We start from the raw sequence: 20,789 nt of genomic DNA on the forward strand, positions 1-20,789 counted from the left end.
AGTCCGTTTCGTTCCCCCGATCGGTTTCCCGCCCCTGTGCCAACGCATAACTCCTTGTGCCTTGCAATCAGCGGCCCACGCTACAGCTTCCGGCTGAGATTGCACGGGCAAGTCGAGAAGTTATCCACAGAATCGGACAGTTATCCCCAGATTCCGCCTCATTTTTGGGGATAAGTGATCCTTGTCTCGCCCGATCTCTCAGACGCGCACGACGAGGGTGAACGGCCCGATATCGGTGATGCGGTAGTGCCCGTCATCGAACAATGCCTTGGGCAGCGTCACCGTGATGCGCTTCACATTCGGATCGTTCGGATAGACGTCCTGGGACAGCCGCAGCGAGTAGCCGTCGCCGGAACGCCGGAACAGGAACGCGTCCGGCGCCCGCCACGGGCAGTGCTCGAGCGCGTCGGTCAGCTCCCGCGGCGTCTTCAGCGTGCTCCAGCGCTGGATCTCGGCGGTGCGCGCCGCGAAGTCGGCCAGCGGGTTCGCGTAATGCGAAGTGAGCGCCTGGAATCCGAAGTACGGGTAGATCGCCAGGAAGCTGGTGTCCGCGGTCAGCACCACGCTGCCGTCGCGCGGCCGCCTGGTCTGCTCCAGCAGTTTCGCGTCGATTTCGCGGTAGTAGGAAACCGCCGACGGAGCCCGCTTGTCGGCGCGATCCCCATGGCCGTCGGTATCGGTGTAGGCCGTGGTGATCTCGGTGGCCAGCACCGTCGGAATGCCCTGGCTGAACCCGATCGCCCCGGCCAGCGCCACCGCGGCCGCCGCGATCCGGAACCGGCTCGGCTCGTTCAGTGCCTGATAGACCGCCCGCGCCCCCTCGGCGAACGCGAACACACCCGCCGCCGACAGCAGCGCCAGCAGCGGCGACTCCAGCCGGAACGACAGCAGGGTGGTCCCGGCCGCCGTCGCGGCCATGGACAGCAGGCACCACAGGTAGATGGCGACCACGCCGATGCCCAGCGCCTGCGCGCGCCGCGAACTGCCCGCGCGCAGCACCAGCCAGATGGTTCCGGCCAGGCACAGCACGCCCAGCAGATCGAAATCGAACATGGGCAGCGGCAGCCGTGACCCGGTCTCGGGCAGGTAGTGCAGTGCGGTTCCGGAGCTGGCGGTCGCGCCGCGCAGCGCCTTCAGGAAGTACGGCAACCACACGATCAGCGCCAGCACACCCGAGATCGCGCCGATTCCGATGAGCCGCAGCAGGATCGGAGTCAGCGCGCGCCACGTCCGCTGCGCCCGACAGGTGAGCCCGAAGGAGATCAGCGCCATCAGGCAGACCGCGAACACGGCTACCAGGAAGTACAGGGTGTAGAAGGTGGCGAACAATCCCAGCAGCAGGCCCGCGCCGATCACCGCGCCCCAGCCGCCCGCGGTCCGCAACCCCGTGGCATCTCCGGTCTCGTCCGGCCGGTACAACGCGCCCCACGCCAGCAGCAGCAGCGGTCCGAGCAGTAGCACCAGGACCGCGCTGTACGCCTCCGGCGCGCCGTAGGCCAGGGTCACCGCGGTTGTCGCGGCGGCCACTGCCACCGCCCAGTCGGCGCGAATCAGGTTGGACCACAGCACGAGTGCCACCACGGCGGCGACGGCGAGGCCGATGATGGCGTAGGGCTTGAACGCCTCCCATCCGGCCAGGCCGACCAGGTTGGCGAACCGCCCGCCGAACCAGAACCATCCGGCCGGGTAGTACGGCGGCAATTCGGCGTAGTTCATATCGCGCAGCGCCGCGCTGTCGGTCAGCCGTGTCAGATACTGCGTCCGGAACTCCTGGTCCACGGACATGCCGAACAGGTACAGCTTGGTCGCGGCCAGCGGCATCCCGAGCGTCACGGTCACGAAGGCCGAAAGTCCGCCCCAGGACAGCAGTTTCGCGATCCGCCCCCACGTGCGCAGGCGCAGCAACACGACCGCGACCGCCAGCATGGCCAGTGCGGCCACCTGCCCGACCGTGGTGAGCGCCCGGGTCACGTTGGAGGAGTTGAACGCCGGCCAGTGCACGACCGAGAACGCCTCGAGCCCGATCGCGGCCACCACGGCCGCCACCACGGCGGCGAGCACGGCCTCCCCGGCCGCACTACCGGCCTGCCGCGCCAGCACCGCCGCTCGCCCGCTCGCCCGCTCGCTCATCCGCACCAGCCCTCCGCATTCGTGTCATGGACCGCCGGTCAGCCTAGCCAGTGCCGCGTGCGCGGACCTCTCGCCGGGGCCGACCCGCCGGAAATGAAAAACGCCGCACCCCGGGACCGGAATGCGGCGTTGATCGCAAACTCGCCTAGATGGGCAGCTTGCGGAAGATCGGACGCGGCACGTGCCGCAGGATCATCATGACGTAGCGGAAAACGCCGGGGGCCCAGACGATTTCCTTGCCCTTCTCCGAGGCGGACACCGCGAGCAGCGCGACGTCTTCCTTGTTCACGGTGAGGCCGTTCTCCTTGGCGTGCGCGGAGAGCCGGGTACGCACCATGCCGGGGCGGATGACCGTGACGCGCGGGCCGAACGGGGCGATCGCCTCGCCCAGGCCCAGGTAGAAACCGTCCAGGCCGGCCTTGGTGGAGCCGTAGACGAAGTTGAAGCGGCGCACCCGCTCGCCGGCGACCGAGGACATGGCCAGGATGCGGCCGAAGCCCTGCGCCTTCATCTTCTCGCCGAGCAGCACACCCACCGACACCGCGGCGGTGTAGTTGATCTCGGCCATCATGACGGCCTTGCGCTGGTCCTGCCAGAAGATCTCGCCGTCGCCGTCGATGCCGAACGCGACGATGGCCACGTCGATATCGCTGGTGGCCCAGGCCGCGTCGATCACGGCCGGGTGGCTGCCGGTGTCGAGCGCGTCGAAGTCGACGACCTGGACCTCGGAGGCCCCGGCCGCCTTCATCTGCGACACGGCGTCCTCGCGCAGCGGGTCACCCGGCAGGGCCGCCAGGACGACGCGCGCGGGGCCCTTCTTCAGGTACTCGGCGCAGATCGCCAAGCCGATCTCCGAGGTGCCGCCCAGCAGCAGAATGGACTGCGGGTTGCCTACCGCATTGATCACTGAAGCTCCAGCCTTCTCGCCATATCGGACATGAAAACGCCTGTGGGGTCGACGCTCCGGCGGATCTTGATCCACTCGTCGATCCGGGGGTACATCTTGTGGAAGGTCTCCGCGTCGGTGCGCGAATCCTTGGCAGTGTAGAGGCGCCCGCCGAATTCCAGGACGCGGCGGTCCAGTTCGCGCACGAAGTCGTTGAGACCCGGGCGGACGGGGAAGTCGACGCAGATGTTCCAGCCCTCCATGGGGAAGCTCAGCGGCGCCGGGTTGCCCGGACCGAAGAACTTCAGCACATTGAGCGCCGAATGGTGCCCGGAGCGCTGGATATCGATGATGATCTTGGTGAATTCGTCCAGCGCCTCGGGCGGCAGCACGAACTGGTACTGGATGAATCCGGCGGAGCCATAGGCCCGATTCCACTCCGAGACCACGTCGAGCATGTGGTAGAACTGCGTCAAGTTCATGATCTTGCCGGTGTAATTGCCGCCGAGCGCGTAATACGCCTCGCCGACCATGCCGAGCGTGAACTTGTTCGCTGCGAAATTCGGGAAGATATCCGGCACCGTCAGCAGATTCGGCGCATCGAACTTCAGCGGGTTCTTCCGCAGCTTCTTCGGCAGCTCGTCCAGCTTCGCCAGCCGCCCGCGAGACACATTGGCGCGGCCCAGTTTCGGCGGCGCGCTGATCGCGTCGAACCAGGTGGAGGAGTAGGTGTAGTTCTCCTCCGAGCCGTCCTTGTGGACTGCGATGGTCTCTTCCAGGCCGGTGGTCTTGATGCCGTCGGAGATGAAGTAGGCCGTCTCGGTCGGCGTCATCTCGATGGTCGCGCGCAGGATGATGCCGGTCAGCCCGTTGCCGCCGACGGTCGCCCAGAACAGCTTGGCGTTCTTCTTCGGCCCGATGGTCTGCACCTTGCCGTCGGCGGTGAGCAGATCGATGGACCGCACGTGGTTGCCGAAGCTGCCCGCGCTGTGGTGGTTCTTACCGTGGATGTCGGAGCCGATGGCGCCGCCCACGGTGACCTGCCGGGTGCCCGGGAGCACCGGAACCCACAGGCCGAACGGCAGCGCCGCCTTCATCAGCTGGTCGAGGGACACGCCCGCGTCCACGTCCACCAGCCGGGAGTCCCGGTCGATGCGGTGGATGCGGTTGAGCGCGGTCATGTCGACGACCAGGCCGCCGGCGTTCTGCGCGTGATCGCCGTAGGAGCGGCCCAGGCCGCGGGCGATGACGCCGCGACGCAGGTGCGCGGGCTTCGAGTCGTTGTCCTCCGCGACCATGGCGACCGCCTTGGCGATCAGTTCCGGGTCGCTGGTGGAGAGCACTTCCGAGGTGGTGGCCGCGGTGCGTCCCCAACCGGTCAAGCGCCGGGTCTGCGTCGGCAGGTCGAACGAACCCTGCTGTGACACGGTGCCCTCTTTTTCTTTGCCGACTACGGGGCTGTCACCGTTCGAGCTGGGCTCGGCGGCGGCCTCGGTAGTGGTCTGAGCTTTCGTGGACATCGGCATAGAGGCTACAGGCATAACCGTTCCGAGGCTTGTGTCCGATGTCGCGGGCATTAGTCTTCTGCGTTGTGACCGCGGAACCCCATCTGCCCCTCCCGCCCGAGCTGCCCCTCGTCGACGAACCGGGTGGCACGGATGTCGATCTCAAGACGCAGATCATTCGCTTCCTGGCGACGGGCATCTTCTCCGCGGTGGTGGACTTCGGCCTGTACACCCTGCTTTTCACGGTGGTGGGCCTGCCCCTGCCGGTGGCCAAGTCGATCAGCTTTATCGCGGGGACCACGACGGCGTACCTGATCAACCGGCGCTGGACCTTCCAGGCCGAGCCGAATCGCAAGCGGTTCCTGGCGGTGATCGCCCTGTACGCGTTGACCTTCGCCTTGCAGGTGGGGATCAACCAGCTCTGCTATTACGCGTTGCCGGACGCCTGGTGGCGGATCGCCGTTGCGTTCTGTGTGGCGCAGGGCACCGCCACCGTGATCAACTTCATCGTCCAGCGCGCGGTGATCTTCAAGATCAAATAGGCGCGGTTCAGGATTCGACGAGGGCGCTGGTCTCTTCCTTGGCGCGGAAGTAGTCGCCGCCCTTGGCGCGCACATTGTCGGTGCCCCACTGCCGGGCCTCCCGCCGCGCGGGCACCAGGTGCGGGATGTGCTTGCGGCAGTGGATGTAGGCCTCCTCCACATCCACCACCACCCAGCGCTCGGGCATGCGGCCGCGGGACTCGGCGGGCAGATCCGGGACGCAGCGGCGCATGAGCGCGTCGTCCACGATGCGGGCGGTGCCGTTGACGTGCAGGCCGATCAGGTCCTGCACGAAGTCGATCATCAGAATGCCGACGTGCGGGTTCTCGAGCACATTGCCGAGGCTGGCCATCACGCCGTTACCGCGGTATTCGGGATAGGCGACGGTGCGTTCGTCGATCACGTGCAGGAACCCGGGATTGCCGGCGCGGAAACTGGCATCGCATTCGCCGTGCTTGTCGGCGGTGGCGATGAAGGCCATATCCATCCGGCGGATGAAATCGATCATCTGGGTATTGAGCCGATCCCGTACCTGATCGGAGTAGAAGCGCTCTGCTCGGTCCTCGGTGCCGTACCGATCCTGCAGTTCCCGCTCGCCGTCGCTGCCGTTTCTGACCCCGGGCATCGTGCGCCCCCTTTGGTAGCTGAAATACCGGATGGAAGAGGCTCGGCCACGAACTACGGCCACCCGAAATCCTATACGGTTTAACTATTTTCGTGTGGCGAATGCGTGAACCGGCATATCTGACCTGGTAGGGGTGCTTCGACTGATGCCGGACAAACCTTCCCGATGCGAGGATCCTCCCGGATGAAACTGCTCACAAGGGACCTTCGTCCCTTAGCTGTGGGGATGCTGCCGGTCATTTCCGGGGTATGGGTATGCGAGATCCCCAGGGGGCGCGGGGATTTCGCATTCCTGTTTTGTCCATTTTGCAGACCTTCGCGCCGGGTTCGATCGTTTTCATCCCCCTAGCTGGCGCTGATCTTCGGTCCTCGAAACATAAATACCGAAAGGTCTTTTCGAAACGGCTCCGGAATCAGGCCCGCGTGAGCGTCACCGGCACCCCGTTGAACACCGCGTTCCCCGACGGGACATCCACCAGCGAATCATCGGTCAGCACATTGGCGTTCACCCCGGCATGGGTCCGGGCGACCGCCTGCGCGCTGTCCTCGTGTCCCCAGCCGTGCGGCAGGCTCACCACCCCCGGCATGATGTCCTCGGTCGGCTCCAGCTCCACGGTCACCGTGCCCGCCGCCGACTTCACCACGGCCCGCCCGTCCAGCCCCAGCCGCGTCGCGTCCTCGGGATGGATGTGCAGTGTGCACCGGTTCGACCCGCCCACCAACGGCGGAACATTGTGCAGCCAGCTGTTGTTGGAGCGCAGCTGTCGCCGCCCCACCAGCACCATCTCCGGCCGCCGGTCCTCCGCGCGCGCCCGCAGCCGGGCCACGTCGGCCAGCAGTTGCGCGGGCGCGAGCTCCACCTTCCGGGAGGCCGTCCGCAGCGCGCCGGGCAGCCGCGGGCGCAGCGGGCCGAGGTCGATGCCGTGCGGATTGTCCAGCAGTACTTGCAGATTCATCCGACCTGCCCAGTTCTCGGTCGAGTCCCCGGAATCGGGATCGCCCGAAGCGGGCGGCGCCGTGGGCGCGTTCGCCGCGGCCGCCCATTCGCCGAACGGGCCCAGCCGCAGCATCAGGTCCAGCCGCTGCTCGGTGGTGTTCGACCCGAGCAGTTCCCCGCGCCGATCCGCCATCCCGGCCTTGTGCAGGGTTCCGGCGATCACGATCTCGTCGACCACGGTGAGCGGATCCAGCCCCGGTTGGGGCTCCTGCCCGGACACCGCGAGCGCCAGCCGGGCCATCACCTCGGCCTCGGACAGCTCGTCCTCGCCGAGCGGCGCCACCGGCGGCGAGTAGCGGGCGTAGTTCCGCACCGCGAAATTGAGCAGCGCGAAGTCGTAGTGCGGGGACTGTGTGACGCGCGGAGGCGGCAGGATCACGTCCGCGTGCCGGGTGGTCTCGTTGAGGTACCGATCGACGCTCACCATGAATTCCAGGCCCTCGAAAGCGGCATCCAGGCGCGCGCCACTGGGTGCGGACAGCACCGGATTGCCGGCCACCGTCACCATGGCCCGGATCTGCCCGTCCCCGGGCGTCAGGATCTCGTCGGCCAGCGTCGCCACCGGCAGTTCGCCCATGGCCTCGGGCAGCCCGCGCACCCGGCTGCCCCAGCGCCCGGTCCGGAACGGCCGCGACCGCACGATGCCCAGCGCGGCGCCGGTCGCGAACATGGCTCCGCCGGGCGAATCCAGATTGCCGGTCAGCACATTGACCACGTCCACCAGCCACTGCGTGACCGTCCCGAACTCGGCGGTGCAAGTCCCGATCCGGGCGTAGACGGCGGCGGTGGGCGCGGCGGCCAGTTCCCGGGCCAGCCGCACGATGGTCTCGGCGGGCACCCCGGTGCGCGCGGCGACCAGCTCCGGCGGGAAACCCGCCGCGGCGGCGCGGATCTCGTCGAGCCCGTTCACCTCGACCCGGACGTCGGTCAGGTCCTCCGCGAACAGCGTGTGCACGATCCCGAACAGCAGGTAGGCGTCGCTGCCCGGTCGCACGAACAGATGCTCGTCGGCCAGCTTGGCCGTGCGGGTACGGCGCGGATCCACCACCACGAACCGGCCGCCGCGCTGCCGCAGCGCCTTCAATCGACCCGGGAAATCCGGTGCGGTGCACAGGGATCCGTTGGACTCCAGCGGATTCGCGCCCAGCATCAGCAGATAGTCGGTCCGGTCCAGGTCGGGCACCGCCACGGTGAGCGGGTCGCCGAACATGAGCCCGCTCGACACCTGCTTGGGCATCTGGTCGGCGGTGCTGGCGGAGAACAGGCTGCGGGTGGCCAGGGCCCGGATCAGCAGCGGCACGTACAGCGCACCGGCCACGGTGTGTGCGTTGGGGTTGCCGAGGTACAGGCCCACCGCCTGATTGCCGTACGCGGCCGACACCTGCGGCAGCCGTTCCCGGATCACCCCGAAGGCCTCGTCCCAGCTCGTGGCCCGCCAGGTATCGGTGGCGCGATCGCGAATCATGGGCCGGGTGAGCCGGTCCGGGTCGCCGTCCAGGTGGCCGAGCGTCGCGCCCTTGGGGCAGACGAAGCCTTTGCTGAAGGGGTCGGCGTGATCACCGCGCACCGACACGATGCGGTCGCTGCCGTCGAGGGTGAGTTCGAGTCCGCACACCGCTTCGCAGAGCGGGCAGGTGCGCAGCGCGGTCCGGGGGCTGTCCGTGACGTGGGTCATACCCAATGATCGCCCGGCGGCGGATCGGGCGAAACACCTGCGGCGGACGAATCGCGATGGGGGAGCAGGCAATCGCGAGACCTGGGCTGATGCCCGTTAACTCTCAATTCGCAACGTTCGGACCCGGATACGGCGAAACCCGCGAGCGCCGGGGAGCACTCGCGGGTTTCGAGTCGTTCGTGGAGCCGGTGTCAGGAGGCGATACGAGTCGCCTGCGGCCGGGCTCCTTTGGCGGCGGCGCGGACGCCCGCGGCGATGGCGACCACCGGCGGGATCCAGCGGGCCTCGTGCGGGGCGACGCCCCAGCAGGCCGCACCGGCGGACAGCTTGCTCGGCGGCAGCGGGATGCCCGCGCCGTCGGAGTAGACGACCACGCCGGCCTCGCGCAGCGCCTCGATGGCACGCGCGGCCTTGGCCAGGCCGGTGACGAGGTGGATCTCGCGGCGCTCGGCGCCCGGGATCTCGATGACCGGGCCGGTCAGGTCGTTGGCCCGCAGGTAGCGGCGCACGAACGCGGCGGTGTCGCCGGTGACCTCGATGCCCGCGATGTTCTCGTCGGTGACCAGGCAGACGCCATTGGCGGTTTCGGCGACCGTCCAGCCGCGCTGGATGTAGTCCTGCGCAGATTCCGCAACGGCTGACGAAAACGTCGTACGCACTGGTTTCTCCATTCCCCGGTAGATCTAGTTCCTGCTCTGGTGGCGTATCGGAGCGGGGGGTTCGGGGCGTTACACACCCTTTTTCACCTCGAGTCCGGTTCTGTTGCAGAACGTCGTTTGTCCAGTCCGCTTCGGCCGGAACGTGGCCGTGGCTCATCTGAGACACCCGGTGGCCGGACCGGCTCTCGCCTGCGACGACGCGTCAAGGGCGCTATCGCTCGGTTCGGAGCCCGTCATCAGCCGCCGGCGTGACGTGTTCTACAACACACTCTCTCGTCGCGCGGGCCTCCGGCGTTACCGGAGACACTGAATCGGCCGAAACCGGACACACTGAATCGGCCGAACGGGTCTGCGGGAGAGGAGATCGTCGGCATGGCCGAACAGCCGGGGGAGTCGGAACTCGAGGAGCTCGAGAAGCTCGAGGAGCTCATCGAGGAAGGCCGCTGGGCCGCCTTCAAGGAGGCCGCCACCCGTCGCATGTCCCGGCGGCTCGCCGAGGGCGAGGACGCCGAGGAGCCGGTCGAACCCTTCGCCAGCCCAGGAGCTTTCGGCGCGTGGTGCGTGGATGCCGCCCGCGCCCTGCTGGACCTGCAGTTTCACCGCGCCGCCACTCGCACTCTGCTGCCGCTGGCGTACCTGCTGGGCTTGGCGGGCGCTTTCGCGATCCCGATCGTGGGAACCGTAGGGCTCTGGCGAATCTCGGCGTGGCTGGGAATCGTGTTCGCGGTGGTGTTCGCGGTGCCGTTGGGCCTGGTGATCGCCGCGGTGGTGCGCCTGCTGCTGGAGTTCGTGCTCAACGCGTCCCGGCTGGCGGCGCGGGTCGAGCATATTTCCGATATGGCCGACGATCTGTTCCAGGCGTTGTCGGATGTGGCGGAACCTGTCAATCAGCTGTCCAAAGATGTTCAGGCAGTGCAATTCTGGCGCTTCCGTCGGCGGTCTTCCCGGAAGTAGCCTGAGTAGCGGCCCGTTATGTCTCCGCCCGGAGCGTGTCCCGCGTCCATGGATCGCTGAGTTTTCCTGTGCAACAATGCGATCGCAACACTGGTATAGGGGGACTAATGGCTCTACCGCAGGGGATTACCGGATCGACCGTGCCGCGCCGCCAGCTCGGCCGACACCTGCGCGACCTGCGAAATCGCGCGCGCATGACGACCCGGGTGGCGGCGCAGCGACTGGAATGGTCCGAGGCCAAGATCTGGCGCATCGAAACCGGTCAGACGTCGCTGCGCAGCCTGGATGTCGAGGCCATGTGCCGGATCTACGGCGCGCCGGAGGACGCCATCGAACCGCTCACCGCGCTGGCCCGCGAGACCAAGGCCCGCGGCTGGTGGACCGAGTTCAGCGATGTGATCGACGAGGGCTACGAGGTCTACATCGGGCTCGAGGAAGCCGCCGGAAAGCTGATCAGCTACGAGAACGAGCTGGTCCCCGGGCTGCTGCAGACCGAGCAGTACTACCGCGCGGTGCTGGCGGGGGCCTACCCCGGCATCTCGCCCGAGCAGCTGGACCGCCGCGTCCGGGTGCGGACCGCGCGCCAATCCCTGCTCACCCGGGCCGATTCGCCGCTGCAGCTGGACGTGGTGATCTCCGAGGCCGTGCTGTGGCACCGCGTCGGCGGTGACGAGGTGACTCGCGGCCAGCTCGACCGGCTGCACAAGCTCGGTGAGCTGCCCAATGTCCGGCTGCGCCTGTTGCGCGCCGAGTGCGGCTACCACAACGGCATGGACGCGGGCCGCTTCGTGCTGCTCGAATTCCCCACCGCCGCAGGCGAACCCACCGAACCGCCGGTGGTGTACGTGGAATCGCTGACCGGGTCCTCGTATCTCGACAAGGAGCCCGAGGTGGCCCGCTACCGCGAGGCCTTCGCCTCGGTGAGTTCCATTGCGGTGGACGCGCTTCCGATCATCGAGTCGGTGCGCGCAGCGCTCTAGGGCGCGGGATCTCTAGCCCAGAGTCTGGGCCAGCACCGCACGGTGCGTGGGCGCGGCCTGCTTGTGCAGTTCGCGCCCTTTTTCCGTCACGCAGACGAAGATCGCGCGGCGATCGTTCGTGCACAGCGTGCGATCCACCAGGCCGTCGCGTTCCAGCCGCGCCACGGTGCGCGAGAGCGCGCTCTGGCTGAGGTAGATGTCATTGGCCAGATCGCTCATCTTGTAGCTGTCGCTGCCGGTTTCGATGAGGCGGTCCAGGGTCTCGAATTCGCTGAGCCCGATGTGGTGGCGGCCCTGCAGTTCCTTCTCCAGGGCGCATGAGGTGGACGCGTGCCGGGCCAGCAGCTCGCGCCACTCACCCACCAGCCCCGACGTCTCGAAAGACGTTGTCACAGGCCGGTCGACGGGCACTGTCGGCTTCGGCATGGGGGTCATCCTAGTCGCTTCGGCAAAATCATGCCACCGCATTAAATGCTTGTGCATTTGATGCGTGTGCATGTACCGTCCTCTCTCGTGACTTCCACCGAGATCCGCCCCGCAGTGAGCGCCGCGGCCGACACCACGCAGTGGACCGCCCGGCTCTGGGGCATGCTCATCACCCTGTGCATCGTGCTGTTCCTCGACGGCCTCGACGTCTCGATGATCGGCGTCGCGTTGCCCTCGATCGGCACCGAACTCGACATCCAAACCTCCACCCTGCAGTGGCTGGTCAGCGGTTACGTGCTCGGCTACGGCGGCCTGCTGCTGCTCGGCGGCCGCACCGCAGACCTGCTGGGCCGTCGCAAGGTCTTCCTGATCGCCCTCGCCGTCTTCGCCCTGGCCTCGCTGGCCGGCGCGCTGGTGAGCTCGCCGGCGCTGCTCATCCTGACCCGCTTCGTGAAGGGCCTGGCCGCCGCGTTCACCGCGCCCACCGGCCTGTCCATCATCACCACGAACTTCCCGGAGGGGCCGGCCCGCAACAAGGCGCTGTCCATCTACACCGTCTTCGGCGCGGGCGGCTACTCCATGGGCCTGCTGTTCGGCGGCCTGATGACCGGGCTCGGCTGGCGCTGGACCTTCCTGCTGCCCGTCCCGATCGCGCTCGCCGCCCTGGCCGCCGCGTACGTCCTGGTCCCCAAGGACAAGCCCGCCGAAGAGGGCGGCCACGACCTGCTCGGCGCGCTGCTGTCCACCGCCACCATGCTGCTGCTGGTCTACACCGTCGTCTCCGCGCCCGCCGCGGGCTGGGCCTCGGTCCGCACGATCGGCTCGTTCGTCGCGGTCGCCGTGCTCGCCGCCGCCTTCGTCTACGTCGAGAACAAGGTGCGCTACCCGCTCGTCCGCCTGGGCATCCTGCGCAAGGGCACCTTGGTCCGGGCCAGCCTGGCCATCATCGCGGTCGGCGGCTCGTACTTCAGCTGGCAGTTCATCACCACCCTGTACCTGCAGGACACCCTCGGCTGGTCGCCGCTGAAGCTGGCGCTCGCGCTGCTGCCGGTCGGTCTGCTGGTGGTCGCCTCGGCCTTCGTCTCCGACAAGCTGGTCGACCGCTTCGGCACCGGCCCGATCATCGCGATCACCATGGTGATCATGGGCATCGGCTACCTGCTGTACCTGCGCATCGACACCGCGCCGGACTACCTCACCGTGCTGCTGCCCGCCGTGCTGCTGGTCGGCATCGGCTGGGTCGGCTTCCCGGCCATCAACATCCAGGCCACCAGCGGTATCGACGACGACGAGCAGGGCTTGGCGGCCGGTGTGCTGCAGACCGCCATGCAGGTCGGCGCGGCCATCGTGCTCGCGGTGACCACCGCCATCGTCACCTCGTCGGTGCCCAGCCACCCGACCCCGGCCAGCATGCTCGACACCTACCGGCCGGGCCTGCAGTTCGCCGCGGGCGTCGCCATCGTCGGCGCCCTGGTCGCGCTCACCGCCTTCCTGCCGAAGGTCCGGGCTCGCCGGGCGGACCGCGACGCGGAGGTCGAACTGGTCGGCTGACGCTCGTGGTGACTCCGCCCGCAGCTCACACGGGCGGAGTCGTCAAAGAAATCGGGGCGCATCGCATGACGCGATGCGCCCCGATGACGTATTGACCGGCGACGGCTCTCAGCCGTGCGCTGAAGTTCCGGGGAGGCGGGAGAGCTCCGCCAGGCGCGGAGCCGCGGCGTCCTTGTCGGAGCGGACGAAGGTGAGCGGTTCGCCGTTGCGGCCCACGGCCGGCCAGGCGATGGCCAGGTCCGGGTCGAAAGCGTCCAGGTCCCGGTCGAATTCGGGGGAGTACTCGAGCGAGCACAGGTAGTTCACCGTGGAGCCGTCCTCCAGCGACAGCAGCGCGTGCCCCAGGCCCTCGGCCAGGAACACCGACTTGCGCTCCACATCGTCGATCACCACCGCGTCCCAGGTCCCGAAGGTCGGGGAGTCGCGGCGCAGGTCGACCACCACGTCCAGGAACGCGCCGCGCACGCAGGTCACGTATTTGGCCTGGCCGGGCGGGGTCTCGGTGTAGTGGATGCCGCGCAGCACGCCCGCCGCCGACGTCGAGATGTTGACCTGCAGCAGATCGAAGGGCCGGCCCGTCGCCTTCTCGAACTCCGAGGCCTTGAACGACTCGTAGAAGACGCCGCGGTCGTCTCCGTGCAGCCGGGGGGTGAACTCCCACGCACCCGGCACCGACAGTTCCCGAATCCGCATGCCTACTCCCAGGTTCGCCCGTGGCCCAGCAGGTCCATCAGGTACTTTCCATAGCCCGAGCGCACCAGGGGTTCGGCCAGCCGGGCGAGTTGATCGTCGTCGATGAAGCCGAGCCGCCAGGCCACTTCTTCCGGCACGCCGATCTTCAGGCCCTGGCGTTCCTCGATGGTGCGCACGTAGTTGGCCGCGTCCAGCAGGGAGTCGAAGGTGCCGGTGTCGAGCCAGGCGGTGCCGCGGGCCAGCACCTGCACGTGCAGGCGGCCCTGCTCCAGGTAGGCGCGGTTGACGTCGGTGATCTCGTATTCGCCGCGGTCGGAGGGCTTCAGATCGCGGGCGATGGCGAGCACGTCGTTGTCGTAGAAGTACAGCCCCGGGATGGCGTAGTTGGAGCGCGGGCGGGCCGGCTTCTCCTCGATGGAAATGGCCCGGCCGTCGGCGAATTCGACCACGCCGTAGGCGGTGGGGTCGGAGACGCGGTAGGCGAAGACCGCGCCGCCGTCGAGGTTGTGGAAGGTCTGCAGCTGGGTGCCCAGGCCGGGGCCGTGGAAGATGTTGTCGCCCAGCACCAGTGCCGCGCTGTCGTTGCCGATGTGATCGGCGCCGAGGACGAAGGCGCGGGCCAGGCCGTCGGGCTCGGGCTGCACCACGTAGGAGATGTTCACCCCGAAGCGGCTGCCGTCGCCGAGCAGCCGGGTGAAGGCGTCCGCGTCCTCGGGGGTGGTGATCACCAGGATGTCCCGGATCCCCGCCAGCATGAGGGTGGACAGGGGGTAGTACACCATCGGTTTGTCGTACACCGGGACCAGCTGTTTGCTCACCCCGCGCGTGATCGGGTGCAACCGCGATCCGGTGCCCCCGGCCAGGATGATTCCGCGCATGTCACGACAGTCTGCCAGTTCTGCCGTGAACCGTGGCGGTCAGGTTCCGACTGGACCTCAGATCGATCACGCCCGTTTACCGGTGGACGAATTCGGCGATAAATGTTGCGTAGGTCACGTTCCCATGGTGTTCTGAAACAACGCTATGTGAGATGTCAGCGCCGACTCTCCGCGCGCCGGGTGCCGAGCCAGCCAATCGGTCCTTCCGGTCGAACGGCTCGGCGCGCCAACAACGAGGTAGGTGCGCGATGGCATTGCCCCATGACGGGACCGCTGCGGCCCGCGACGAAGTCGAGAACCCGGACCGTATCAGCGCCGCCGCGCGCACCCTGACCGCATTCTCCCGTACCGTGATCCGGCCCGCCGGCGACCGCGCGACGGTCACCGTGGGCTCGATGCCGGTCGTCAGCACCGTGATCAACAGCCTCGCCAAACTGCGCCCCAGCCCGCGCGGCGTGGAACGGGAGGAAGTGCGGCTCAAGGGCTTCCGCATCGAGATCGTGCGGCCCGCCGGGGCGAGCAAGTCACTGCGCGACGGCGCGGTGCTGTACATGCACGGCGGCGGCTTCTTCCTGTGCGGACTCGACACCCACCGCCCGGTGGTCGCGTCCCTCGCCCGGCGCACCGGACTGCCGGTGGTCAGCGTGGAATACCGGCAGCTGCCCAAGACCGACATCTCCGGATCCGTCGACGACTGCCTCACCGCCTACACATGGCTGCTGGCACACGGGGTTCCGGCCGGCCGGGTGGTGTTCGCGGGCGACTCCGCCGGCGGCTACATGACCTTCGCGACCGCCCTGCGCGCCCGCGACACCGGACTCCCGGTTCCCGCCGGTCTGGTCGGGCTGAGCCCCGCCCTGGACCTGGACTGCACCGAGAAGCGCGCCCACCCCAACTATCACCGCGACGCGCTGATCCCCTTGTCCGCCTTGGAATCCGTGGTGAAGATCGGCGCGGAGGTCGACGGCCGCCTGGATCCCCGGATGTCGCCGGTCAACAATGTGCTCGCGGGCCTGCCGCCCGCCCTGCTCATCGTCGCCGAGGACGAGGTGCTGCGCCGCGACAGCGAGGTGATGGCGCAGCGGATGGCCCAGTCGGGTGTGCCCGCCACGCTGGAGATCTGGCGCGGCCAGGTGCACGCGTTCCCGGCCATCTTCCCCAACATGCCCGAGAGCCGGGCCGCGCTGGCGCACGTCGCGCGGTTCGTCCGCGAACGCGTCGAATCCGGAAGCATCGCCCGCACCGCGTGAATCGGTGATGCGCACAGCGTGATTCGATGATGTGGGGCTCGGGGCCGCGGGCCTCGGGTCCCACATCCCCGGACACCGCGAAACCCCCGCCCGGATGATCCGGGCGGGGGTTTCGACGTACAGCGCGCAGCTACTCGGCCGGAGCCGACGTATTACTTGGCCGGAGCCGGGGAGATGTGCGGGCCGTTGATGGTGGTGAAGTACTGGATCGCGGCGGCGATGGCGACCGGCGCGGTGATCAGCAGCTGACCGGCGATGGTGCCCAGGAAGCCGATGGTCGAGGCGCCGACGAGGCAGCCGATGACCGGGCCGGCGCCGAACAGGGCGGCCAGCGGGGCGGAAGCCAGACCGGCGACGCCGAAGCCGAGGACGCAGCCGACGGCCGCGGCGCCCAGGCCACCGACCAGGGTCGCCACGGTGGCGCCCAGCGCGATGGTGTCCTTCATGCGGTTCCAGGCGGCCTGCTCACGGTCGTAGTCCGACTTCCAGGGAGCCTGGTCCTCGTACGGCAGGGCGACGTCCTTCACGTTCTGCGGCGTGTAGGTCGCGTGGTCCATGTCGTACTGCGGGGTGAGGGTCGCGGTGTGGTCGGAGATCTCCGCCGCGATCGGGAAGGTGAAGTCGTCCACCTGCAGCTTCAGCGGCATGCCGGCGACGATGTTGCCGTTGGCGGCCTTGATAACGAAGTTGCCGTTCTCGACAGCCATCGAGCCCGCGTCGGTACGGATGATGGTGTTGGTCTCGGAGGTGGTGGCGGTGTAGTTGATCGCACCGGCCTCCTCGGCGGGGGCGGCGTTCACGGTGCCGGCGGTGACGGCCATGGCAGCGGACACCAGCGCCGCGGTGGCGGCGAATTTCCTCATCAGCATTTGTTGAAACCTCATCGAAGAGCTCGGGGGGACAACACGAATCGAAATGGAGGACAGCTAACGAGCGGTGAACCCGTTGTGACCGTTCGTTCAAATTCTGTTCACCATCACGATCGTGCCGATGGCAAGGTATTGGAAAAGTGCTGCGTACGACAGGGTTTCGCGCAGTCTGATTCTGTTGCCGGACGCCATCCGAGGCGCATCGAGTGATGAAGGTCACACGCGTCGCTTGCTCGGTTGAGACACTGTGTCGGTGAATGTCACGGTTCCGGCGCTGAATTGCGACATTTCGACCGAACGGCCTGGTTTCAATTAAGTGCATTTGTTTCAGCGCGATGACCGATTCCGCGCACACAGGCCGCCCCGCTGATGTAAAGACGGCAACTTCCCGGACCCACCGCCGCGGTGCGCCGCGGCCGTCGTAGTGTTTCGGTGTGCGATTGCTCGTAACCGGCGGGGCCGGCTTCATCGGCGCGAACTTCGTTCACCAGACGGTGACGCGGCGCGCGGGTGTCCATGTCACCGTGCTGGACAAACTCACCTATGCGGGCAACCGCGCCTCACTCGACCCGGTCGCGGACCGAATCGAGTTCGTGCACGGCGACATCGCCGATACCGCGCTGGTGGATCGCCTGGTCGGGGGTGTGGACGCGGTGGTGCATTTCGCCGCCGAATCACACAACGACAATTCGCTGGCCGACCCGTGGCCCTTTGTCCAGACCAATATCGTCGGCACCTATTCGCTGCTCCAGGCCGTGCGCCGCCACCAGGTGCGCTACCACCACATCTCGACCGACGAGGTGTACGGCGACCTGGAACTCGACGATCCGGCGGCATTCGATCAGAACACGCCCTACAACCCGTCGAGTCCCTATTCGGCCACCAAGGCCTCCAGCGACATGCTGGTCCGCGCCTGGGCGCGTTCCTTCGGCGTGCGGGCCACAATCTCCAACTGCTCCAACAACTATGGGCCCTACCAGCATGTGGAGAAGTTCATCCCGCGTCAGATCACCAATCTGATCGACGGCGTCCGGCCCCGGCTCTACGGCGCCGGACATCAGGTGCGGGACTGGATCCACGTGGACGACCACAACAGCGCGGTCTGGGAAATCCTGGAGCGCGGGCGAATCGGCCAGACCTATTTGATCGGCGCCGATGGCGAACGCGACAACAAGTCCGTGGTGGAGCTGATCCTGGAGGCCTTCGGTCGCGCCGCGGACGATTTCGATCACGTCACCGATCGCCCCGGCCACGACCTGCGCTACGCCATCGACGCCTCGCTGCTACGCACCGAGCTGGGCTGGGAACCCGAGTACCGGGACTTCCGCAAGGGCCTGGAAGCCACCATCGACTGGTATCGGGACAACGAATCCTGGTGGCGGCCACAGAAGGCCGCGACCGAATCCGCGTACGCTGACGCGGGCGAAAAGGTAATCTAGACCGGTCCTGACCGACCCGAAACAGCAACGCCGGGGCAATTCGCCCCGGCGTTGATCGTTGCAGGTCACGGATGTTTCGGGTCAGCCCCAGACCAGAGTGGAGTACTTCACCACGGCCGCGATCAGCGCCACCGACGTCGCCGTCACCACGGTGAACGCCGCCGCCCGCGCCGGCACCCGGCCCGCCGCGTCGGCGAGCCGCAAGGGCACCCAGCGCAACAGCACCGCCAGGCCCAGCACCGCGAGCGGCACGAAGTAGCGGCCCTGCACGCCGTCGATGATGAAGTAGCCGACCGGCGTGAAGGACATGTACAGCGTCACGTAGATCATGGCCACGCTGGCCGCGATGGTCAGCAGCACCAGCCAGGTCCGCTTGCGGTCCGCGCCGGTCGGCGAGAAGCGCTCGGCCGCACCGAGGCTCATACCGAAGGCCAGCAGCGCCGCCAGGATGGTGAGGGCGGGCACCTCCACGTAGGAGAAGCCGAGCTCACCGAAGAACTGGGTGAACCAGTGCTGGTCGCGGCGGGCGATGCTGTCGCCGAAGATCCGCAGGAAGTGGAACGGATCGCTGAGGATGCCGTGCAGCTGGTCGCCGGGGCGCACCGTGCCCCACTGCTTCTCGGGCCGCATCAGGCTCATGCCGTCACCCGTCGGGGCGGCGATCTTCATCCAGCCCGCGAAGGACACCGCGCCGAGCCCGGCGGCCGCCCACGGCAGCACCCGCTGCCACACCGCGACCCGCTCATCCGCTCCGTCCTGGACAACTCGGCCGAAACCGAAGCGGCGGGCCGGGATCAGCACGGTGAGCATGGCGATCAGCACGTAGGTCGGCTTGCAGACCGGCAGCAGCACGGTGGTGGCCAGCGCGGCCACCGTCTCCGGCTTGCTCAGTCGCTCACCGAGGAACAGCGACTTCACCACCAGCGCCGACACCAGCAGGGCGAGCGCGTTGGTGACGGTGTCCGCGGTGACGGTCCCCGCCTGGAACAGCGCGATGGGCAGCACCGCGACGGTGAAGGCCAGCCACTGCACCCGGTGCCCGCGCAGCACCCGCAGCGCGAATCCCACGATCAGCAGGTAGGCGAGCAGTCCGGCCCAGCGGGTGGCCAGCACCATGCCGCCGACGTTCAGGTCGAGGGCCTCGGCGATCCGGATCCCGGCCGCGGGCGGCAGGTACGGGATCGGGGAGTAGGCCGCGGTATTGGTGAACCACACCGGGGTGGTGTCGGCCGAGACAGCGGCCGAGCCGAGCTGGTCGTAGACGTGCGGGTCCAGGACCATGGGGTCCGGCTCGTCCGGGTTGTCCTGGTAGTCGGTGAAGGCGTAGCTCATCAGCGCGTCGATGCTGACCGGCACGTCGCCGCCCCAGGCCGGGCCGCGGTCGTCGTGGATCTTCTGCGGCAGGAGCCCGCCGTGCGCGATCTGATAGGCGCGGCCGAACTGGGTGATCTCGTCGTGGCCCCAGAACGGGGGCGTGAGCACCGACCACACCGCGCCGAAGACGCCCGCGATGAGCACGAAAGCCACGGCGGCCGAACCGAATCGGCGTTCGACGCCGATCGCGGCGCGACGCAGCCCGGCGGTCTTCGACTCGGGCCGCGCGGCCGTGGCCTCGGGTTCGGCCGGGATCTTTTCGGGTGCCGCGATGGTGGTGCTCTCCGTCATCGAACCGAACCGCCGGAGTGGCCGCCGGGTTCGGACTCGCCGACCGCGGCGTAGCGCAGGTACATCAGGCGCGCCGCCTCGTGCCGGGAGCGGCGGATGCCGTCCAGGATCAGGCCGGCGGTCCAGGCCAGGCTGCCGAGCAGCAGCAGGGTGAAACCGAGGAACAGGGTCGGGAAGCGCGGGACCTGGTGGGTCTCGTAGAACTCGATCACTATCGGCGTGATGAGCACCAGCGAGACCAGCCAGGACAGCGTGCCGAACAGGCCGTAGAAGGCGACCGGCCGCTCGTGCCGGGCCAGGCCGACGATCAGGCGCAGGATCTTGAAGCCGTCGCTGTAGGTGCGCAGCTTGGATTCGCTGCCCGCGGGCCGGTCCCGGAAGCCGACCGGCACGGCGGTCTGCGGGACGCCCAGGTGCTGCGAGTGCACGGTCAGTTCGGTCTCGATCTCGAACTCGCGCGACACCGCGGGGAACGACTTCACGAAGCGGCGGGAGAAGACCCGGTAGCCGCTGAGCATGTCCTCGACGTTCTCGCCGAACACCTTGCCGACCACGCCGTTGAGCACCTTGTTGCCGGTCTCGTGCCCGGCCCGGTACGCCGACCCGGCCTCGACCTCGCGGCGTACGCCCAGCACGTGGTCGTAGGGGCCCGCGAGCAGAGTTCGGATCATCTCCGGCGCGGCGGCGGCGTCGTAGGTGTCGTCGCCGTCGACCATCAGGTAGACATCGGCCTCGATATCGGCGAAAGCGCGGCGCACCACATTGCCCTTGCCCTTGCGGTTCTCGGTGCGCACGATCGCCCCGGCCGCGCGCGCCTTATCGGCCGTGGCGTCGGTGCTCAGGTTGTCGTAGACGTAGACGACTATGCCCGGGACGGCGGCCTGCAGGTCGGTGACGACCTTCGCGACGGCGGCCTCTTCGTTGTGACACGGCACGATGGCGGCTATACGAAGCTCGGTGGAGTCCACCCGGTCAATCCTCTGATCGGAGGCGAATATGAACACCGGGGAGGGTACCCGACCGTCACAGATATATGGGTGCTGCGGGGTTGGGGTACCGTCGGCCG

Annotated in this window: 18 protein-coding genes; 6 read left to right on the forward strand and 12 right to left on the reverse strand. The window is 68.0% G+C overall.

Annotation, left to right across the window (positions count from 1 at the left end; genetic code table 11):
* Nucleotides 1–198: 198 nt before the first annotated feature.
* The 3 genes from ACFRAQ_RS24175 to ACFRAQ_RS24185 form a co-directional block, all read right to left on the reverse strand.
* Nucleotides 199–2,130, reverse strand: coding sequence for a galactan 5-O-arabinofuranosyltransferase (locus tag ACFRAQ_RS24175; RefSeq protein WP_379103224.1), 1,932 nt, complete (start codon nt 2,128–2,130; stop codon nt 199–201).
* 145 nt (nt 2,131–2,275) lie between these two features.
* On the reverse strand, nt 2,276–3,037 hold the full coding sequence (locus ACFRAQ_RS24180) for a decaprenylphospho-beta-D-erythro-pentofuranosid-2-ulose 2-reductase (protein ID WP_379103226.1): 762 nt from the start codon (nt 3,035–3,037) through the stop codon (nt 2,276–2,278).
* Complete coding sequence (locus tag ACFRAQ_RS24185) at nt 3,034–4,536, reverse strand: FAD-binding protein (protein ID WP_379103228.1); 1,503 nt, start codon at nt 4,534–4,536, stop codon at nt 3,034–3,036. Before ACFRAQ_RS24185 ends, ACFRAQ_RS24180 begins: the two co-directional genes overlap by 4 nt.
* 44 nt (nt 4,537–4,580) lie before the next feature.
* Between ACFRAQ_RS24185 and ACFRAQ_RS24190 the strand changes: the two genes are divergently transcribed.
* The gene (locus ACFRAQ_RS24190; RefSeq protein ID WP_379103231.1) at nt 4,581–5,063 is read left to right on the forward strand and encodes a GtrA family protein; all 483 of its coding nucleotides are present in this window, start codon (nt 4,581–4,583) and stop codon (nt 5,061–5,063) included.
* 7 nt (nt 5,064–5,070) lie between these two features.
* Here ACFRAQ_RS24190 and ACFRAQ_RS24195 read toward each other — a convergent pair whose 3' ends face one another.
* From ACFRAQ_RS24195 to ACFRAQ_RS24205, 3 genes are all read right to left on the reverse strand, one after another.
* Complete coding sequence (locus tag ACFRAQ_RS24195) at nt 5,071–5,688, reverse strand: pyridoxamine 5'-phosphate oxidase family protein (RefSeq protein WP_379103233.1); 618 nt, start codon at nt 5,686–5,688, stop codon at nt 5,071–5,073.
* A gap of 412 nt (nt 5,689–6,100) precedes the next feature.
* On the reverse strand, nt 6,101–8,359 hold the full coding sequence (locus ACFRAQ_RS24200) for a molybdopterin-dependent oxidoreductase (RefSeq protein WP_379103235.1): 2,259 nt from the start codon (nt 8,357–8,359) through the stop codon (nt 6,101–6,103).
* Between the two features lie 191 nt (nt 8,360–8,550).
* Entirely contained in the window at nt 8,551–9,018 is a 468-nt protein-coding gene (locus ACFRAQ_RS24205; protein ID WP_379103238.1) for a hypothetical protein, read from the reverse strand.
* 372 nt (nt 9,019–9,390) lie between these two features.
* On the opposite strand from ACFRAQ_RS24205, the gene ACFRAQ_RS24210 reads away from it, so the two are divergent.
* Complete coding sequence (locus ACFRAQ_RS24210) at nt 9,391–9,972, forward strand: DUF4282 domain-containing protein (RefSeq protein ID WP_379103240.1); 582 nt, start codon at nt 9,391–9,393, stop codon at nt 9,970–9,972.
* A 107-nt stretch (nt 9,973–10,079) separates the two neighbouring features.
* On the forward strand, nt 10,080–10,952 hold the full coding sequence (locus ACFRAQ_RS24215; protein WP_357275186.1) for a helix-turn-helix transcriptional regulator: 873 nt from the start codon (nt 10,080–10,082) through the stop codon (nt 10,950–10,952).
* 12 nt (nt 10,953–10,964) lie between these two features.
* Here ACFRAQ_RS24215 and ACFRAQ_RS24220 read toward each other — a convergent pair whose 3' ends face one another.
* Nucleotides 10,965–11,378: a MarR family transcriptional regulator gene (locus tag ACFRAQ_RS24220; RefSeq protein ID WP_357275189.1), complete on the reverse strand. Its 414-nt coding sequence runs from the start codon at nt 11,376–11,378 to the stop codon at nt 10,965–10,967.
* Nucleotides 11,379–11,438: 60 nt separating this feature from the next.
* Here ACFRAQ_RS24220 and ACFRAQ_RS24225 point away from each other — a divergent pair, with 60 nt between their 5' ends.
* A complete protein-coding gene (locus ACFRAQ_RS24225; protein ID WP_379103243.1) occupies nt 11,439–12,929 on the forward strand; it encodes an MFS transporter in 1,491 nt (496 codons plus the stop codon).
* Nucleotides 12,930–13,037: 108 nt separating this feature from the next.
* On the opposite strand, the gene ACFRAQ_RS24230 is transcribed toward ACFRAQ_RS24225, so the two are convergent.
* Nucleotides 13,038–13,622 (reverse strand): dTDP-4-dehydrorhamnose 3,5-epimerase family protein, encoded by a 585-nt coding sequence (locus ACFRAQ_RS24230; protein WP_379103245.1) that lies wholly within the window; start codon nt 13,620–13,622, stop codon nt 13,038–13,040.
* A 2-nt stretch (nt 13,623–13,624) separates the two neighbouring features.
* Nucleotides 13,625–14,500: a glucose-1-phosphate thymidylyltransferase RfbA gene (gene rfbA, locus ACFRAQ_RS24235; RefSeq protein ID WP_357275195.1), complete on the reverse strand. Its 876-nt coding sequence runs from the start codon at nt 14,498–14,500 to the stop codon at nt 13,625–13,627.
* 248 nt (nt 14,501–14,748) lie between these two features.
* On the opposite strand from rfbA, the gene ACFRAQ_RS24240 reads away from it, so the two are divergent.
* Nucleotides 14,749–15,750: an alpha/beta hydrolase gene (locus ACFRAQ_RS24240; protein ID WP_379103247.1), complete on the forward strand. Its 1,002-nt coding sequence runs from the start codon at nt 14,749–14,751 to the stop codon at nt 15,748–15,750.
* A gap of 152 nt (nt 15,751–15,902) precedes the next feature.
* Here the strand turns inward: ACFRAQ_RS24240 and ACFRAQ_RS24245 are convergent, their stop codons facing one another.
* Entirely contained in the window at nt 15,903–16,619 is a 717-nt protein-coding gene (locus tag ACFRAQ_RS24245) for a hypothetical protein (RefSeq protein WP_357275200.1), read from the reverse strand.
* Nucleotides 16,620–17,053: 434 nt separating this feature from the next.
* Here ACFRAQ_RS24245 and rfbB point away from each other — a divergent pair, with 434 nt between their 5' ends.
* Entirely contained in the window at nt 17,054–18,058 is a 1,005-nt protein-coding gene (gene rfbB, locus ACFRAQ_RS24250; RefSeq protein ID WP_379103250.1) for a dTDP-glucose 4,6-dehydratase, read from the forward strand.
* An 81-nt stretch (nt 18,059–18,139) separates the two neighbouring features.
* Here rfbB and ACFRAQ_RS24255 read toward each other — a convergent pair whose 3' ends face one another.
* Together ACFRAQ_RS24255 and ACFRAQ_RS24260 are read right to left on the reverse strand one after the other, a co-directional pair.
* The gene (locus tag ACFRAQ_RS24255; protein WP_379103252.1) at nt 18,140–19,723 is read right to left on the reverse strand and encodes a DUF2142 domain-containing protein; all 1,584 of its coding nucleotides are present in this window, start codon (nt 19,721–19,723) and stop codon (nt 18,140–18,142) included.
* Complete coding sequence (locus ACFRAQ_RS24260) at nt 19,720–20,691, reverse strand: glycosyltransferase (protein ID WP_379103254.1); 972 nt, start codon at nt 20,689–20,691, stop codon at nt 19,720–19,722. The genes ACFRAQ_RS24255 and ACFRAQ_RS24260 overlap by 4 nt, the downstream gene beginning before the upstream one ends.
* Nucleotides 20,692–20,789 lie beyond the last annotated feature (98 nt).

It is taken from the genome of Nocardia sp. NPDC056611 (assembly GCF_042792755.1).
Classification (GTDB): domain Bacteria; phylum Actinomycetota; class Actinomycetes; order Mycobacteriales; family Mycobacteriaceae; genus Nocardia.